This window comes from Terriglobus roseus DSM 18391, from assembly GCF_000265425.1.
GTDB classification, from domain to species: Bacteria; Acidobacteriota; Terriglobia; order Terriglobales; family Acidobacteriaceae; genus Terriglobus; species Terriglobus roseus.
On the sequence record NC_018014.1, the window covers coordinates 4,297,880 to 4,315,685 of the forward strand.

General features: G+C 59.2%; 15 protein-coding genes. 3 read left to right on the plus strand and 12 right to left on the minus strand.

Features of this window, described 5'->3' with window-relative positions:
- The 4 genes from pyrH to TERRO_RS17685 all read right to left on the minus strand — a co-directional run bounded on the left by pyrH (window position 1) and on the right by TERRO_RS17685 (window position 4,886).
- Window positions 1–705 (minus strand): UMP kinase, encoded by a 705-nt coding sequence (gene pyrH / locus TERRO_RS17670; RefSeq protein ID WP_014787069.1) that lies wholly within the window; start codon window positions 703–705, stop codon window positions 1–3.
- A 111-nt stretch (window positions 706–816) separates the two neighbouring features.
- Window positions 817–2,556 (minus strand): RecQ family ATP-dependent DNA helicase, encoded by a 1,740-nt coding sequence (locus TERRO_RS17675; RefSeq protein ID WP_014787070.1) that lies wholly within the window; start codon window positions 2,554–2,556, stop codon window positions 817–819.
- Window positions 2,557–2,679: 123 nt separating this feature from the next.
- A complete protein-coding gene (locus TERRO_RS17680) occupies window positions 2,680–4,242 on the minus strand; it encodes a GMC family oxidoreductase (protein WP_014787071.1) in 1,563 nt (520 codons plus the stop codon).
- Window positions 4,239–4,886: a gluconate 2-dehydrogenase subunit 3 family protein gene (locus tag TERRO_RS17685; RefSeq protein ID WP_014787072.1), complete on the minus strand. Its 648-nt coding sequence runs from the start codon at window positions 4,884–4,886 to the stop codon at window positions 4,239–4,241. The genes TERRO_RS17680 and TERRO_RS17685 overlap by 4 nt, the downstream gene beginning before the upstream one ends.
- A gap of 195 nt (window positions 4,887–5,081) precedes the next feature.
- Here TERRO_RS17685 and TERRO_RS17690 point away from each other — a divergent pair, with 195 nt between their 5' ends.
- The gene (locus tag TERRO_RS17690) at window positions 5,082–5,849 is read left to right on the plus strand and encodes an alpha/beta fold hydrolase (RefSeq protein ID WP_014787073.1); all 768 of its coding nucleotides are present in this window, start codon (window positions 5,082–5,084) and stop codon (window positions 5,847–5,849) included.
- A 170-nt stretch (window positions 5,850–6,019) separates the two neighbouring features.
- Here TERRO_RS17690 and tsf read toward each other — a convergent pair whose 3' ends face one another.
- The 5 genes from tsf to TERRO_RS17715 all read right to left on the minus strand — a co-directional run bounded on the left by tsf (window position 6,020) and on the right by TERRO_RS17715 (window position 10,661).
- On the minus strand, window positions 6,020–6,685 hold the full coding sequence (tsf, locus tag TERRO_RS17695; protein WP_014787074.1) for a translation elongation factor Ts: 666 nt from the start codon (window positions 6,683–6,685) through the stop codon (window positions 6,020–6,022).
- 113 nt (window positions 6,686–6,798) lie between these two features.
- Window positions 6,799–7,716 (minus strand): 30S ribosomal protein S2, encoded by a 918-nt coding sequence (gene rpsB / locus TERRO_RS17700; RefSeq protein WP_014787075.1) that lies wholly within the window; start codon window positions 7,714–7,716, stop codon window positions 6,799–6,801.
- A 179-nt stretch (window positions 7,717–7,895) separates the two neighbouring features.
- Window positions 7,896–8,291: a 30S ribosomal protein S9 gene (rpsI, locus tag TERRO_RS17705; protein ID WP_014787076.1), complete on the minus strand. Its 396-nt coding sequence runs from the start codon at window positions 8,289–8,291 to the stop codon at window positions 7,896–7,898.
- 24 nt (window positions 8,292–8,315) lie between these two features.
- Complete coding sequence (rplM, locus tag TERRO_RS17710) at window positions 8,316–8,750, minus strand: 50S ribosomal protein L13 (RefSeq protein ID WP_014787077.1); 435 nt, start codon at window positions 8,748–8,750, stop codon at window positions 8,316–8,318.
- Window positions 8,751–9,065: 315 nt separating this feature from the next.
- On the minus strand, window positions 9,066–10,661 hold the full coding sequence (locus TERRO_RS17715; protein ID WP_174277926.1) for a glycosyl transferase: 1,596 nt from the start codon (window positions 10,659–10,661) through the stop codon (window positions 9,066–9,068).
- A 471-nt stretch (window positions 10,662–11,132) separates the two neighbouring features.
- On the opposite strand from TERRO_RS17715, the gene TERRO_RS17720 reads away from it, so the two are divergent.
- Entirely contained in the window at window positions 11,133–12,209 is a 1,077-nt protein-coding gene (locus tag TERRO_RS17720; protein ID WP_014787079.1) for an acyltransferase family protein, read from the plus strand.
- Window positions 12,210–12,227: 18 nt separating this feature from the next.
- Here TERRO_RS17720 and TERRO_RS17725 read toward each other — a convergent pair whose 3' ends face one another.
- The 3 genes from TERRO_RS17725 to TERRO_RS17735 form a co-directional block, all read right to left on the minus strand.
- Entirely contained in the window at window positions 12,228–13,337 is a 1,110-nt protein-coding gene (locus TERRO_RS17725) for an FtsX-like permease family protein (protein WP_014787080.1), read from the minus strand.
- Window positions 13,338–13,363: 26 nt separating this feature from the next.
- Window positions 13,364–14,815, minus strand: coding sequence for a hypothetical protein (locus tag TERRO_RS17730; RefSeq protein ID WP_014787081.1), 1,452 nt, complete (start codon window positions 14,813–14,815; stop codon window positions 13,364–13,366).
- A gap of 98 nt (window positions 14,816–14,913) precedes the next feature.
- Window positions 14,914–15,840 carry a transglutaminase-like domain-containing protein gene (locus TERRO_RS17735; RefSeq protein WP_014787082.1) on the minus strand — a complete coding sequence of 309 codons (927 nt, stop codon included), beginning with the start codon at window positions 15,838–15,840 and terminating at the stop codon, window positions 14,914–14,916.
- 104 nt (window positions 15,841–15,944) lie between these two features.
- Here TERRO_RS17735 and TERRO_RS17740 point away from each other — a divergent pair, with 104 nt between their 5' ends.
- Window positions 15,945–17,621 (plus strand): hypothetical protein, encoded by a 1,677-nt coding sequence (locus tag TERRO_RS17740; RefSeq protein ID WP_157178429.1) that lies wholly within the window; start codon window positions 15,945–15,947, stop codon window positions 17,619–17,621.
- Window positions 17,622–17,806: the final 185 nt, after the last annotated feature.

Genomic DNA, 17,806 nt, shown 5'->3' on the forward strand with positions numbered 1-17,806 from the left:
CTACGAAGTGACAAGCGTCCCGAGCTTCTCGCCGCCAACCACGCGCACGATATTGCCCTGCTCTCGCATGGAGAAGATCACCATCGGCATGTTGTTGTCGTTGCAGAGCGAGACGGCGGAGGTATCCATGACACGCAGGTTCTTCTGAATCATCTCCATGTAGGTGATGGACGAGAACATGGTCGCTTCCGGATCCTTCTTGGGGTCGGCGGTGTAGATGCCTTCCACGGAAGTGGCCTTCAGCAGAACGTCGGCACGAATCTCCATGGCACGCAGCGCTGCTGCTGTGTCGGTGGAGAAGTAAGGATTACCGGTGCCCGCGGCGAAGACGACGACGCGATTCTTTTCCAGGTGGCGGATGGCGCGGCGGCGGATGTAGGGCTCCGCGACCTCGTGCATCTCGATCGCAGACATCACGCGGCACTGCACGCCGAGCTTTTCGATGGCGTCCTGCATCGCAATGGCATTAATAACGGTGGAAAGCATGCCCATGTGGTCAGCGGCGACGCGATCCATGTGGATCGCCTGCTCGGCGACACCACGGAAGAAATTGCCGCCACCGACGACAACAGCTACCTGGCAGCCGCTCTTCGCGAGTTCCACAATCTCTTCTGCGACACGGCTGACAAAAATGGCGTCAATGCCAAAACCACGGCCCGCGGCCAGTGCTTCTCCGGAAATCTTGAGTAGAACGCGTTTGTACATCACCGCGTTTCAGTATCGCATGCGAGCCCGGATTCCATGTACGCCAGCATGGACAGGACTCCCAGAATTTGTCATCTGGTAGCGGGTTTTGATGATGAACGGCGCCGGAGATTACTTACGATGCCGCACGAACGGCGCTTTCAGCTTTTTCGTGCCGGCGTTTTGGAAGCGGATGAGGAGCGTGTCGTCGTGCAGGTCCATCACCTTACCCGCACCAAACCGCTTATGCTGCACGGGATCGCCGATCTTGAAGCCTAGATCAACCGCCGGGTGTGGAAGGGGCTCCGGTGCCGTGGTCATGATGGTGCCTGCGAGTGTCTCGACCCGCGTAACGCCCTGTGATTGTTCCGGTGCGTTTAAGTCCACCACTGAGCGTGTATCCGCTGTGCCGTTGATGCAGTTATCGCAGTTCCCGCAACGCTCCCCTTCCGGTTCCCCGAAGTACCGGCGGAAGACTTTGCGGCGGCAATCAGCCGTCTCGGCGTAACGCATCATCTCGTCCAGGCGAGAACGGTCATGCTCCGCGCGATCGTTATACGAGGCCAGCAGCGTTGCAACATGGGCGTCCGTGATGACCTCGTCGTGCCGCAGGACGTAGCCCCCTCGCAGACGCCGGACGACCTTCGTCTCACGCAGAAGAAAGAGGATGACCTCTGCCCTTCGCTTACCGACCTCTGCGCGCTCTGCAAGCTGCGCGGCGGGCACCGGATCATGCGCTGACAACGCTTCGAGAACCTTGCGCAGATCGTCGGCACCGGGATAACGGCCGGCAGAGAAGAAGCTCTGGATGCGGCGGTCTTCGAGACGATAGAGCAGCACGGCATTTGCCTGTTGCCCATCGCGGCCCGCACGACCCGCCTCCTGAAAGTAAGTCTCGAGAGAGTCCGGAAATTCGTAGTGGAAGACAAAGCGGATATTGGGTTTATCGATACCAAGACCAAATGCCTTGGTCGCTATCATCACCTTGTACTTATCGGCCATGAAGTCAGCCTGGGCCTTCTCTCGGTCGCGCGTGTTCATCTTGCCGTGGTATCGGCCTGCAGCAATGCCGGCCGCAGTGAAGCGCTCCTGCAGATCATTCGCGGACTTCACCGATGCCGTGTAGACGATGCCGCTGCCCTTCTCGCTTGCGATCATCTGCGTCAGCCGTGCGAGCTTTGCATCATTGTTCACCGTGGGATGAACCGCGAAGTAGATATTCGTACGCTCGCTGCCCGCGCTGATGACACGCGCGTGTTTTGCGTCGAGTTGTTCGAGGATCTCCTGGATGACTTCATCGGTTGCCGTTGCAGTGACAGCGAGTACCGGCGGATTGCCGAGCTCTTTGCGCGCGTAGCGCAAGCCTAGATAGGCTGGACGGAAATCATGACCCCACTGCGCAATGGTGTGCGCCTCATCGACGACGAAGAGTGAGACGCCTGCAGTCTTGAGTTCTGCAACGAACTCCGCATTCTGCATCCGCTCCGGCGTGACATACAGCAGCTTTGGCGTGCCTGCGAGCAACGCGTTGTCCGCCGCTTCGCGCTCGGTCTTCGTCAGCGTTGAGTCGATCTTTGTGACGGCGATGCCTGCATCTGTAGCCTTCTGCTGCTGATCCTGCATGAGCGCGATGAGCGGCGAGATCACGACAACGGTATGCGGCAAAAACATTGCCGGCAGTTGATAGGTCAGCGACTTGCCTGCGCCTGTGGGCATGATGGCGAGCGTGTCATGACCGCTGAGGACACTCTCAAGGACCTCACGCTGCACGGAGCGGAATGCCGAGATACCGAACCGCTTCTTTGCTTCACGCTTAAGTTCTGCCCACGGGATTTCTCCAGCTTTGCTGGGTAATGTAACCGGCTTCTTCATTCCCTGACTCAACCCTGTCTATCTCTCGCATGCTGCACGAACAGGCATAGCTTCGCTGACATAGCGAGTACACACAAGTCCGTGCAGCATCACCGCCGCAAGACAGACATACCGTAACGCCAATCAGACACTCGCGCCAAGAAATGCATCAGCCGTGCGGAGGGACAACGCCATGATCGTCAGCGCCGGATTGGCTGCGAGCGACGTTGGGAAAACGGAGTTGTCCACGATGTAGAGATTCGGCACGTCCCAACACTGGCCTACCGGATTGACGACGGAACTACCTGCATCCGTGCCCATGCGGCAGGTGCCGATAGTGTGCGCGGTGCGCTGTGAGCTCCAAAGATCTTTGCCGCCGGCTGCCATCAGGATGCGACGCATGTTTGCTTCAGCATGCGTGCTCATCTTCTTCTCGTTCTCTGAGAGTGAGAAGGTAATGAGCGGCTTCGCAAGGCCACGCGCGTCCTTTTCATTGGACAACGTGATGCGGTTGTCCATCTGCGGCAGTGTGTCGCCGTTCATGCCGATGCCGGCGACGTAGTTATATTTCGTGAGATAGTCGACAAGCGCCTGCCCTACGAGATTGCGACCGTGAACCACCTGCTCGGCCCATGCAAGCGGCAGCGTGCCATAACTTTGCAGAAGATATCCTCCGGCGTAGTCCGCGTCCTTCGCACGCATGAAGTCTTCTGTAATGAGCGATGCCGGAAATCCCTTGTAAGGCCGTGTCTCTGCATTCATCGTTGCCCAGACCTGCGTAGAGATATGCGCCATGAAGTTACGGCCAACCATGCCGCTGGAGTTTGCGATATCCCAGTGCAGTAACTGCCGAGGAGTTTCAACACCACCCGCACAGAGGAAGACGTTGCTTGTAAGTTGACGTTGCTCGTTCCCCTGCTTGTCGGTGTACAGCACGGCAGTGATGCGGCCATGCGCGTCCCGCTCCACGCCGTGTACGAAGCTCTCCTCACGGATCTCTGCGCCTGCGCTTAGTGCGGCGGGGAGATAGGTAACATCCATACTCGCCTTTGCCCCGTTGCGGCAACCCTGATGACAGTAGCCGCGATTCACGCAGCCATTGCGTGTGCCGTACTCGGGCCGCGTGTAAGTCTGCGAGGTCGCTGCGATGGGCGCATGTGCCACACGAATCCCCATGGCTTCCGCACCCACGGCCATGTAGATTGCGCTGCTGTTCAACGGCAGTGGCGGTAATGGGTATTTACGCGTGGTATCCCATGGATACTTCACTGGTCCGGAGACGCCGATGAACTCCTCCACCTCTTCGAAATAAGGAGTCAGTTCTTCCAAGGTCACGGGCCAATCGACTGCGACGCCGTCGCTGCTCTTCAACTTCATGTCGCGCGCATCGGGCCGCGGAACGTAAGCACCATAGTGCAGTGTGCTGCCGCCAACGCCGGTACCGCTGTTGTTGCCGCCAAAGGCCGTTGGATCTGCACCACCTGAGAGTCGCTCGTCGGTCCAGTAGATTTTGCTGGCGCCGGCTTCATCGGTCGCGAAGTCTTCTGCAGGATTCTCAAACCATGGTCCTGCTTCGAGAGCGATCACACGGAGGCCTGCACGTGCCAACCGCCAGAGCAGGGGCGCTCCGCCTGCACCTGTACCAATCACGACCGCATCTACCGTCTCGTTCTGAGCGAATGTGCGCATGTTTGCTGGTTTTTTCATGCGCCACGCTCCGTCGGTGCAGCCGTTTCGACGATGCCCTGTTCAAAGGGCAACGCCTTGTTCGGGGTGATGGCCTGCCAGCCCTCATGCTCTGTTGGGCCGGCCGTTGTGCCAGTCGCTCCATCGGCGAAGCTATACAGTTCCAGCTTCTCCATCGTCGAGGGATGCGAGAGCCACATGCGGACTACATCGGTGCGTAACAAACCTAACCATCGGGAGAGCGGAAACTGTGCGGGCCCGTCCACATCGCCATTCGCAACGCAACGGAGATATCCCTCACGCGCAGACGGCGGCATTTTGTCAAAGGACTTCATCGGCGTCTGTTCCAACATCTTTGCAAACACAGTCAGTCCCTGCCGGTAGGCCTCGCCATCCGCAGGCAGATCGGCAAAGCGCCATCCCGAGCCCACACCGTCGCGCAGCCGTACGTCTATGCTGGCGGCGATGTCGACATCCGTACCGATGGCATCCTGCGGTAGCACTGCAGAGACGACCTGCTGCAGCGTGGCATACAGGTCCGGCGAGAGGTATCGCTGCGCCGGATCGGCAGGCTTCGCGCGTTCTTCCAGAACGAGACGCGTCGCGGCGGACGTGCGCTGAAGCACGGCAGGATTACTGAGGATGGTTAAGAGTGTGTCGCTCATGATCAAGTGGTGAGATGCCTGCCCTCCGTGTGGGATGTGCTGTTGCGAGGGCAGCAATCCAAGCCGCAAGGGCAATGTAAGTCAAACCGCATGCGCAGTGCGCCGGTGTTGATGGCATTGGAATGTGAGCTGACGGAGAGCAGATCCCGCAATGAGGAATGCACTACTTCGAAGCAGACGTCATCCCAAGAACCTATGCTCCCCTACACGGAAACCGGCAGCGGCGAATCGATCGTTCTATTCCTCCACTTCTTTGGCAGCTCGCAACAAGAATGGGGTCATGTTATTGCGCGACTCGATACGCGCTACCGTTGCGTCGCAGCAGACATGCCGGGCTTTGGGGATGCAGCGCATCTGCGGGGCTATACCGTCAGCGAGATGTGCGCGCAGGTGCAAGCGTTGGTCACTTCGTTTGCCCCAGCGCCGGTCGCGCTGGTGGCACACTCGCTCAGCGGCAAGGTGGCGATGGTGCTCGCAGCCGAGCCACCGAAGAATCTGAAACGGTTAGTGCTGGTAGGGCCGTCGCCGTTGTTGCCGGAGCCCATGACGGAAGAGGCACGCGCCAGGATGCTGATCGCGAACACCACGCTCGAACGTGCCGAAGCGTTCGTAAGGAATGGCGCGCATCGTCCCATGGCCGAGGAAGACGTTGCGATCGGAATCGCTGACGTACAGCGCGCCAGCCCCGATGCATGGCGTGCCTGGGCGGAGTATGGGACCCGGGAAGATTGGTCGGACCGGGTGCAGGATCTTCGCATTCCGACGACACTCGTCGTCGGCGAGTATGACGAGGCAATCCCACTCGACTTCCAGCGCTTGCACACACTGCCGCTGGTGGAACGTACTGGAGGCAGACTCGTCGTCATCGAAGATGCCGCGCACATGTTGCCCTATGAGGCCGCTGCGGAGCTGACGATGGCGATTGAGGATGCGGTGAGCGCGGTGGCTACGCTTTCGTCGTAAGTGCAGGCGCTTTCCTTCTCGGAGTATGTTGAAGAGAGCGGCGATAGTACACGACGAGGCCGGTGGCCTGGGCATGCAGAGCGCCTGGCTAGGGACGGGTTGACTCCGCAGCAGACAAGGAAAGGCCCGGCTTTCGCCGGGCCCTTTTCTGTTTGGTTTTGCGAAGCAGCTTACGAAGCGGCTTCTTCCGTTGCAACGATCTTCGCCTGCGCGAAGGTTGCGTTGGGCTCGCCGATCTTGAAGCGTGCGAAGCGGCGGACGGTGATATTCTCGCCGAGCTTTGCGACCTTGGTTGCGATGACCTGCGCCACGGTCTGCGACTGCTCCTTGATGAAGGGCTGATCGAGGAGGCAGACTTCCTCGTAGAACTTGCCCATCTTGCCTTCGAGCATCTTCTCAATGATGTTTGCGGGCTTGCCGGTTGCAGCAGCCTGGGCGCGGTAGATCTCCTTCTCGCGCTCGACGTCGGCTTCGGTCACTTCATCGCGGCCCACAAAGCGCGGGTCAACCGCGGCGATGTGCATTGCGATGTCGCGCAGGAGCTCCTGGAAGTCTTCCGTGCGGGCGACGAAGTCGCTCTCGCAGTTCAGTTCCAGCATGACGCCGATCTTGCCGCCGGCGTGGATGTAGTTCCCCACGGCGCCTTCGTTGGTGGAGCGCGAAGCCTTCTTCGCTGCAGATGCCATGCCGCGCTTACGCAGCACAACGAATGCGTTCTCCATGTCGCCGCCGGCTTCCTGCAGCGCCTTCAAGCAGTCGCCCATGGGCGCGCCGCTCTTCTCGCGCAGTTCCTTCACCAGCTTCGCATCAATCTTCACAGGGGTCTCGGTGGCCATCTTCGTATCCTTTTTGTGTTTCGAACAGTTGCTCTTCGAGGTTGGCTTTACACAGAAAGAGCGTGGTGCCATATGCGGCAGCCACGCTCTCCGTTGAATCGTTTCGGAGGAGCTTACGCGCCGGCTTCGACTGCGACGGGCTCAGTCTCAGTGTCGGACGCAGGCTGCTTCTTGATGCCGCCGCCCAGGGCTGCGTTAAGGTCGACAGTCTCTTCCTCAGCCTGCTCCACTGCGGTGGTTGCAATGGGGTTCGACTCCTGCGTCTCCTCGTCCTCGAGACCGATGAAGTGTGCCTCGGTCGCAACCGGCACCACATCGGCGTACTCGCTGGCGATGGACTTGTCGCCGATCATCTGCACACCCTCGAAGGCCGAATCGGCAATCTTGGTGGTGAACAGGCGAATGGCGCGCAGAGCGTCGTCGTTGCCGGGGATGACATAGTCGACCACGGTCGGATCGCAGTTGGTATCGACGACTGCAACAACCGGGATGCCGAGCTTGCGTGCTTCCGAGACAGCGATCGCTTCGTTGTTGGAGTCGATAACGAAGATCGCGTCCGGCAGGCGGCGCATGTTCTTGATGCCGGCCAGGTTCGTGTGCAGAGCCTTGCGCTCGCGCTCCAGCTTGATGACTTCCTTCTTCGTCATCAGCTCGAAACGGCCGTCAACAGCCATCTCGTCCAGCTCAGCGAGGCGCTTGACCGACTTCTGGCAGGTTACCCAGTTGGTCAGCAATCCACCCAGCCAGCGGCTGTTGATGTACGGCATGCCGGCGCGGGTCGCTTCTTCTGCAACCGCGTCCTGAGCCTGGCGCTTGGTGCCGACGAACAGGATCAACTTGCCGGTGGAGGTCAGGTCCGTGACGAACTTAGACGCTTCCTTGAACATCTTCAGCGTCTTCTGCAGGTCGATGATGTAAATGCCATTGCGCTCGCCGAAGATGTATTCCTTCATCTTGGGGTTCCAGCGCTTGGTCTGGTGACCAAAGTGAACGCCCGCTTCGAGCAGTTCCTTCATTGTGATCGATGCCATGTGAGGCTCCTTGTATGCGGCATCCCGGCGGATCAGGCCGGGATTGATCCCGTTCGTCTGGGAGATTGAACTCCTGGAGGTTTTACAGCGGTACGGCGGATGACCCGAAGATCATCCGCCGCAGTAGGTAAACCAAACGCTCGAGTGTTTCGCCGCGGCGAGAACCACCCGAAGGGTGCTTAGCGCTTGGAGAACTGGAAGCGCTTACGGGCGCCCTTCTGACCGTACTTCTTACGCTCCTTGATGCGAGCGTCGCGGGTCAGGAGGCCGTCGGCCTTGAGAATCTTGCGGAGTTCGATGTTGAACTCGAGCAGCGCGCGTGCGATGCCGAGCTTCACGGCGTCAGCCTGTGCGGTTACACCGCCACCCTTGACGGTGGTGATGACGTCGAACTGACCGACGACTTCTGCGGTATTCAGCGTGCGGCGAGCCGCGAAGCGCTGAGCTTCCGTGACGAAGTAAACGTCCATCGGCTTACCGTTAACCTTGAAGCCACCGTTGCCCGGACGAAGGAACACACGTGCAATCGCCGACTTACGACGACCCGTTCCGTAATACTGAACCAAATCTGCCATGTCTCTATCTTTCCTTCTGAACGGTTACGCCGAAACTACGAGCGGCTCGGGCATCTGTGCATCGTGGGGGTGCTTGTCGCCCTTGTAGACCTTGAGCTTGGTCGCCATCTGGCGGCCCATCTTGGTCTTAGGCAGCATGCCCTTGATCGCCTGCTCCACAATTGCTTCGGGGCGGCGCGCGAGCAGCTTGACGAACTCTTCTTCACGAAGGCCGCCGGGGTAACCGGTGTAACGGCGATAGAGCTTCTGCTGGGACTTGAGGCCGGTCAGCACAATCTTTTCGCAGTTGATAACGATGACATGGTCGCCGGTATCAATGTAGGGGGTGTACTGCGTGCTGTTCTTGCCGCTCAGCACACGCGCGGCACCGCTGGCGAGACGGCCCAGGGTCTTGCCACTGGCGTCCACCACATACCACTTGCGGTTCGTATCATTCGAACTGGGTACAAACGTCGACATCGAGTCTTCCTTCTAACTGCCAAAATCTGAACTTCTAATTACAACTCAACCAATGTCGTGCACGCGCAAAGCACCCCTTACGGGGCTAGATCCGCTGAATGCGAGTGGGTGCTGTGTGAGACCGTTTCCGCCTGCCGCAACCGGTACAACTGGCCACCTGCTACGGAAACCTGCGCAGAGGCTGTGTTCAAGCCAACTGACGTCCCGCAGGATCCACCGCGTCTCCGCTTCCACATTCCCGCCGCTCCAGAGGAGCACAGGTATGCAGACGCGAGTCTGCGCGAGTTCTTAGGATAACGGAGGTCCCGGTGGGAGTCAACGGATGGTTACAGAATTCTGCGGGTAGGTAAACGCCATGGGCAGCAATCGTGCACCGGGGCGCTTGCGCTTTGGCTTCATGCCTTCCTTCGCATCCAGCCGGTAGACAATCATCAGGTTCCGATCGGGGTCATCCATGGCCGGGAACTCCGCTACACGCGTAAGCGTGTAAAAGCGGGACAACGCCGCCATTTTGTCGTCTTCCACATAATTCCAGGAGACAAACCAGCCCGGCCGGTAAGCGGCGATGCGATCTTCAAGATCCATCGTGCCGAAGTCGTCGCAGATGGACGGCAGCCCCGTCATGAGCGACAGATTACTGCCCGAGATGGACAGGACTGTGTGGCTATGCGCCGGCTCGGCCTCCACGATGCGTTCGATGCGGACCGCCGCGACCTGGTAGGTGTACTCAGGATGCCGCGCGAAATTGAGCGTCTGGTGCCCCTCAAGCCCAACGACCAGCAGCAACAGCGGCGCTAGCGCCAGCGGCGCAACGGGATTCCACTCTGCCACATGCAGCGCGCCACGCAGCAGAAGAAGGACCAGCGGCACAGCGACCACAAGGTAATACCGCGGCTGCATGTTGGCGTGATAGGCCATAAACGTCATATATCCGGCTGCCCAGAGTGCCAGCGAGGTAAAGACCGGATCGCGCCATACGCGTGGACGCACGCATGCGAGAACCAGCATCAGCCCCGCCAAAGGGTAGGTCAGCGAGCCGGTCCACATACCGTCTGTCAGCGTCTCGCCCACCGTCTTGAAGAAGGTGCTGCGGGTGATGCCGGTGTACGCGTTGGCAGTGAACAGGTAACGGAAGTCGCCCAGGTAGCCGCGATGCACCAGCACCAGGAAGTAGCTGCCGCATAGCACTGCAACCACTCCGCCCGTAATTGCGGCGGTGCGCAGCATCCTGCGCAGGCGCCAACCTGCGGAATCCGCCAGCATGTACGCGATCGCCGGTAGCAGAAAGACCGCCGTCGTCTTTGTCCCGATCATGAGCGAGATCAGCAGCCCCACGCCAGCCGCGTAAGCAGCGCGCTGCCAAGCCGATTGCGCCAGCCGCGTAGCGTACGCCGCCTGCAGGCTGAGCAACATCATCAGGACCAGCAGCGGTTCCAGGATCGCCATACGCGTGAAGACGTAGATGAAGGGGCTGGCGGCCAGCACCAGCACCGCGGCTGCGGCGAAGACCGTTCGCATGGAACGATCGTCGCGCCTCTCCGCGCGGAGCCGCAGGAAGAAGAAGCTGCTGCAAAGGACACAACCGAAGACGCACACGGTCAATGCGCGTGCTGCCAGGATCCCCACACCAGTGAAGCGGAAGAGTACCGCCTCCACCAGAGGCCAGACGGGCAGAGCGACCGCAGGATTGAAGTCACCGGGCAGCCGCCAAGTGCCGCGCAGGTAATACCGGATGGCGGCATCGCCATACCAGCCCTCATCGGTGTACTTGGCCCAGTCGTTCCACGGCGAATGGTTTGGGAAGTCCGCACGCAGATGCAGAAAGTGCAGCGCGAAGGCCACCGCCCCCAGGGCCAGCAGCAACGCCACAATCACATGCGGAACGCGTACCCTCGCGAAGCTCTGCGTCATTGCACTCTTGGGATGCTCGAGTCTCCCGCCCACGGTGGAGACTCCGCTCAAGTTGTGAGTTATTCGCCTGCCCCGCATAGACCTTCGATCAAGATGCCTCACACATGCGCCCGGACGAATGTAGTCCGACCATAACAAAGGCCCCGCAACCGTGTCGATGGCGATCGTGGAAGCCGATCGGGATTGTGCAGGTTTGACACCAGACGACCGTGGCTTACGGCGACGCTGACTTGTGCCGTCTGCAATGGTGCGATGCAGGCCACGGGAACGGTGCGGGAGCACTCGTTGATCCTTTTCATCGGCGACAATCTCAAACACAGCTTGCAAGGTTGCGTCTTCCTGGGTGCATTTCCTTCCAACGGGCTATGCTATGCTCACGGCAATCAAGAGGACTGGCGCACTACTGTGCGATGCCGCGCTTAACCTTCCTACGGATGTTGGCGCAGAGCACACTCAACGGAGCGCAATAGCTTGACCCAATCACAGGCAACAGCTCTTCCCGCAACCGGATCCCGGAAGCGCGTCCCTGCTCTGGACGGAGTACGTGGGATCGCTATCCTAGCCGTAATGCTGCATCACCTGTTCCACGCGCCGCTGCTATGGATGGGTGTGGACCTCTTCTTTGTGCTCTCGGGATTCCTGATCACAACCATCCTGCTGCGCGAGAAAGAGCACGGCTTCGGCCGATATATCGGCCACTTTTATCAGCGGCGCGCCCAGCGAATCCTGCCGCCATACCTACTGATCCTTCTGATCTGCATAGCGATCTATGGCGCTCACCAGTTTCGCTACTGGTACTTGTATGTCGGCGGCATGAACTTCCTGAACACGCTGAACCTGACGCGAGTCGATGCGCTTCCCCTGTGGTCGCTGGCTGTCGAAGAGCAGTTTTACTTTGTATGGCCGCTGATCGTATTCCTGCTTCCACGCAAGCAAATTATGTACGTGAGCGTGGCGCTCATCTTCCTGGCTCCAGTGTTGCGATATCTTTGCACGCCGCTGTTCCACAATCCTTGGGCTATCTACATGCTCCTTCCCTTTCGGATGGACACACTTGCGGCCGGTTCCCTGGCAGCGCTGGGATGGCCCCGATTTCGCCAGGAGCACAACGCACACCAGAACTTGCGCCGCCGCTTGAAGATAGCGGCCCCATTCCTTGGGGTCACCGGCTTTGCTGTATGCGTGGGATTGGCGCGTCACGGGATCACGGCTTACTATGCCACGCCGATTGGGAATGTGGTGCTTTACGAGGCGACGCTCGTAGTTGTTCTGTCTGTCTTCGGCAGCGCTCTTCTGGGCTCAATCCCCAGCTTCTTCGCATGGCGGCCATTTATCTGGTTCGGAACGCTCAGCTACACGATCTACCTCGTGCATCTCGTCACCTTTGAACAGGTGAAGCGCGTCATCCACTCGCCGGCAGCTCCGTTCGCTGCGATCGCCATCACGCTTATCTACGCGATGGCAAGCTGGCGATACCTGGAACAGCCCATTCTTCGAATGGGCCGTCCAGATGACAAGGATCTTACAAAAGCGCTGCGCGCCGTGTAGCGGGGATTTCCGTACAATTTACTCGTAAGAGAGTGCGTCGATCGGATCTTTGCTGGCTGCCTTGAGAGCTGGATATAGCGCTCCGAGTAACGCTCCCACCAGCGCAATGGCAGTGGCCTTCGCGACCCAAGCCGGAGTTACTTCGAACTCGAGTTGCGACACCTTGACATGCAGGATTGCGCGCAGCAGGTAGGTGCTTGCGACACCCACGATCACCCCGCAAACAGCCAGCAACCCTGACTCGCGCAGAACGATACCGACGATGTATCCCTTGGACGCACCCAGCGACTTCAGAATGCCGATTTCGCGGGTGCGTTCCATGACTGCTGTGTACATGGACTGGAAGATCACAAGGAAGCCGATGACAATGGCGATGCCGATGACGACATTAAGACCGATGTTGAAGGCGGGTAACTTCTCAGGCGTCAGCATGGAGAGAAACTCCTCCAGTGTCTGCACATCCCACTGCTGCATCCCTTCGGTAGCGTGGATCTCGTTACGCACCGCGTTCTGCCATTTCGGCGGATCGTCTGTCTTTACGTAGAAGACGCTGCAGCGATTGTCCGTACCGTTGATTGCGTTGATCGTCTCCATGGGGATGAACTTACGCCCACCCTTGCCGTGCTCGACGATGCCGGAGACACGGAATTCATGCCCCAGCAGCTTGGTGGTATCGCCCACTTTCAAGCCGTTACCGGAGTGCGAGGCGACGTCGTCGATGATGATGTCGTCCGGGCTGGTGAAGGGACCGCCGTCAAGAAAAACGAACGGCTTCAGCGCGTTGAACGTCTGGTAATCGATGCCGTAGATGTTCTCTACGCTGCCGCCTGAGGTCGTCAGCTGGATGTAGATTGGGGCGGCTACGAGCACGTGTGGCAGCTTCTCAAGCACCTTGCCGACCTTCACCGAGGCCGGGGCACCGCTCACGCCGATCAGGTTTGAGGCCGAGCCGGGCTTTGCGATCACGTCACCGCCGATGCCGTTCGTGCGCACCTTCTGCCCATTCAGCATGCCCAGCATAATGGCGGCGATGGACAGGATCATGATGACTTCAATGGCCACTGCCAGCGCAGAGATCAGCGAGCGCAGCGGACGATGCACGAGATTACCAACGACCAGACGATTCATAGACAAGGTTGATTGTACGGGCAGGCCTAGGATTTGACAGCGACACCCTGCGGAGCCAGCGGCTTTGGCAGCGTGACGAGCTGCCCCAGAAGCGGTGTGATGCGGGCAACCACGAACGCACCCAGGATCACCGCAATGGTAAAGGTGGTCGATCCATAGACCGTGGTAGCCATCATGCCCTCAGGTGCTGTATGTGAGAAATACAGGACGTACAGAAGGGCCCAGGCCGTCTGGTTTGTGGATCCGGCCACCGAGTCCGTCACGTAAAACAACACGAAAAACATGAACGGCGCGATGAAAAAGATTACTTGCCACTGCCCGACATGGTAAGCGTCGCTGAAAGGACTGAACGAGATGCTGGTCGTGTGGTCGGCCGGAGAGAGCATCCCTATCTCGTGAGCGAACTCGTTTCCCCAAAGGATGTTCGGCTTATCCGGGAAGAAGAGATGCGGCACCGAATTCATGAGATACGTTGCGTAAACGTACAGCGTACGGGAATGCCCCTGGTCGGTCATCGCGATGAGTGCATCGTCGATGGGAAACATGGTGAGACGGTCCAGCAGTCCCTGCGAGTGTTCAAACCAGTGGATGTCGGACTTGTGTCTTCGAGATTCGCGCTCCGACTGTAACGCGTAGAGCTCTCGAGTCTCCAGCGGATGTTCCAACAGATAGATCGCCTGATCGTTTAAGTCCGCAGCCCCTCGAAATTGGCGGCCGATCTGCGAATAAGGCGTAAGGATCGAACTTGCCACAACCGCGACAACCGTCAGCGCCAAGAGCCGGACCTTACCGATGCGATAGCCTGCGGCGAGTGCGGCCACGGCCCAGGCCACGCTCGCGGAATAGATGCCCTGCTTCGAGAAGGTTAAGAGGCCGAAGACGATAGTGGAATACGCCCACGCTCCGAATGATATCCAGTTGAAGGTCGATTCGCCGTCTGTCTCTCTGGCACGCGCATAGACCGGCAGCAGTATCGCAAAGGGAAGAAAGTTATTGATCTGGGCGAATGTCGCCGCTGCACTCTCCGGCACGACCAGCGGGCCGGCGATGCCAATCAGGATGCAGCCCATCGCGATCTGGTCCATGCGTGCATTGACGAGCATGTTCCCTAGCAGCGGACGTTTCCGGCGCAGATGCCGGTTCAGGGTCGCTGCAGCATAGATCGTCAGCATCCCGGCGTTATAGACCAGCATGCTTTTGATGGGCGCCCGCAGATTGCTGTCGAGGGGTTCGCCCGCCAGAAGTTTTGCCGCAGTCCCCACCCCTACGCTCAGGGTTGCGAGAAAGAAGACATAAGCACCGCTGGGATAGACGAGACCGCCCGCTGCATTAAAGGCCAGTCCTGAAAGGATCAGGAACGTTGCAGCAAGAGCGGCCATCACCAGGTCTGTTCCCTCTACCCATGCCGCGACAAAGAGGATGCCGGCAGAGGTGAGCATGTACGCGGGCGGAAATCGCGTCGGGAACGAGAGCTTCATCAGCGCCAGTCTAGCAGGGCCATAATCACGGAAAGATAGGGAAAAGGCCCGACTCTAGAGGCGGGCCTTCTATCTCGCCTTCGTGGAAGCGTTGTCGGCTATTCGCTCTGTGTGACCAACGCATTCACGGGACGCTGAGGCGGCACATGCGACGGGACCTGACCGACCAGCCGTGGCGGCAGCGGCACACGCGCCCCGCTGCTATCGATCTCGTTCGACTCCACGTAGAAGTGCGTCAGGTTCGCCTGGCCAAAGGACGTGGTGATCGCAACGTCTGCTGCGTCGCGGCCGGTCGCCATCAGGATTCGTCCCAGCCTCGGCGTGTTGTGCCGGGCGTCCATATCCCACCAGCGGCCACCCAGCCACACCTGGTACCAGGCCGAGAAGTCTCCAGCGCCGCTGAACGGAATGCGAATATCTCCAAGCTGCCCGGTCACGTAGCGCGCGGGCATGTTCATCGCACGCGTCAGCGTGATGGCCAGATGCTGGAAGTCGCGGCATACACCTTCGCGTTCGGTGTACACGTCCATCGCCGTCTTTGTGGGCCGCGCCTTCGCGTAGTCGAAGCGTACCTTCCAGTTCACCCAATCGCGGATCGCCATGGCTCGCTCGCCACCAGGAGGCAGATTGCCGAAGAGATCACTGGCGATGGCATTGAAACGGTCGACTTCGCAATAGCGGCTGGCCAGCAAGAACTGCAGGACCTCGGACGGCAGATCTTCCACGTGGTGCTGCTCTGCACCGAACGGCTGCGGATCCGGTGTCTCTGGCGCTTCGATAATGCTGTTACCGCTCAGACGCAGAGCGCCAGCAGGAGCGTGAAAGCGGGCGCAACGGTTGCCAAAGCTGTCGGTATAGTTTTCCGGCACGATTGTCGTGCTGTGATTGGCATCGATATGCTCCACCACGAGATCGTCCGTGGAGCGCAGGACTGAATCCAGCGATGGGTGCAGATGCAGCAAAGCGACCATCGGCGTCTCGCCCGGAAGATGAAACTGAATATCGAACTCGCTTTGAATCAGCATAAATAGGTTCCTGCTAGGATGCGCTGAGGACATCTTGCCGTTGTCGGTGAGTGTTAGATGGTGTCACCTGAGGGACTCTTGTCAGTCAGCTTACGCCTCCGCTCATGCAACCCTGTTGGCATTTTCAGGCAGGTGTCGCCGTTATAATCAGGCGGTCCCCGAACATCTTTCTCAGGCAGGCCATCACGATGGATCGCGCACCCTTATCTCGCACTAAATTCGGCGCGCCCGCTTTACCCCGCTGGTTTTGGCCAGTCGCCTTTCTGGCCGCTGCCTGGGTCGCCATTTGGCTCTTTGTCACACGGGACGCCATGCTGGACGACAGCCTGATTCACCTGCGCTATGCGGTGAACTTACAGCGCCTGCATTTTGTCACCTACGACGGCATCCACCACACCTTTGGCACATCCAGCCCGCTGTACGTCTCTGTGCTTGCCCTCGGGTATCAGGTCTGGCACTCCGTCTTTGTGCCGAAGATGTGTTCCGTAGTCGGCTATCTGGCGCTCCTGGGTCTCTCTGTTGCGCTGTATCTTCGAGTGCGGCACCAACAGGTTGCGGGGGCCCTGGCTCTCTTGTTTCTGCCCGTCGTGCTATGCCCCATGGCCATACGCTGGCTGACGGACGGCATGGAAACCAGCCTGGTCTGTGCATCGGTCGTCCTTCTGGCGTTCCTTACGTTTGCCGCCGCCAAATCTCCGTGGCGAATGAGTGGCGGCCTGCTGATGTTCCTGATGGGTTTTTATGTCACGACCCTTCGAATCGAACTTGCCTCGCTGTGCGCTTTCACCGCGCTCACCATCTTTCTCGCTCGCCGCCACCGTGGGGATGGCCCGCTGCTGCGCACCGCGATGCAGGCGATGCCGGTTCTTGTTGGCAGCGTGGCAGCACTCCTGCTGATGCGCTGGATCTTTGGCAACTTCCTGCCGGATACCGCATTGGCAAAGGCCAGTGGAACCCCAGGTCTCGCCGCATTCTTCCTCTTCTTCCACGTCTCCGGCAGCGCTGCCCTTCTTGGCGTCGGCAGCTTCATCCTTCTGGTGGTTACAGCCGTTTTTGCATGGCGGCACACACAGGTGGAAGACGGTAACGGCCGTCTCGCATTCCTCGCGGCAAATCTGAACCTGCCGTTCATCCTCTTGCTTTCCAGCATTCGCGGACAGGCGATCCAGGCAGTGCGATATGTGCTGTGGGCGATGTTCTTTGGAATTGTCTGGAACCTGCTCACGATGGCCGCCTCCGGCGCTCGCGAGAGATGGATGCCGGCGGAGAAGACTGCAGTCTACGGCACAGCCATTCTCTTCCTAGTGCTGCTGCCGCTGGACATTTGGTTTGGTGGACACACCATGCTCGGCCACGCACAAGCCTTCGATCAGATGCGCGACGAATCGTTGGACCGCTTAGCAGGACACACCATGCTGGCGGACGACATCGGCTTCATCGGATACTTTTCGCAGGCCAATGTCTGCGACATGAATGGTCTGATCAACGGAAGGAAATTCGCCGCACTCAGCCAGGTACAGCGCCTGCAGTCCTGCGCTGACCAGCATCCGGATGCGATCTTCCTGACGGTGCCGCGCATCTCGATGATGGGCCGGTACATTCCTCACCTCACCGAGGAATGGATCGCCTGCGAGCGCGTTGATTTCTTCAATGTACGCACCTCCGATCGACACTATCTGCTCATTCGCAAGGTGGATGCCGAGCGTCTGTGCCCCCGAAACACAACGCTTCGTATGCCGATCAGCGATATCCCGCAGGTTGCTGCCGCCGGTGTCTTTTAAGAGGCAGGCCACATTCCTGCCTCTGTATGCTTCGTGACGACTGCGGCGCCGGCCGAAGTAACTACCGTTGTCTTTGGGATTCACCGGGGAATCTTAGGGCTATCTGGCGCTGCTTCTTTCGGTTACAGTGAGAGGCATAGCCTGGTCTCCTTTCCCGCCCGGATCGTCGTCACTGGCCTGCGTCT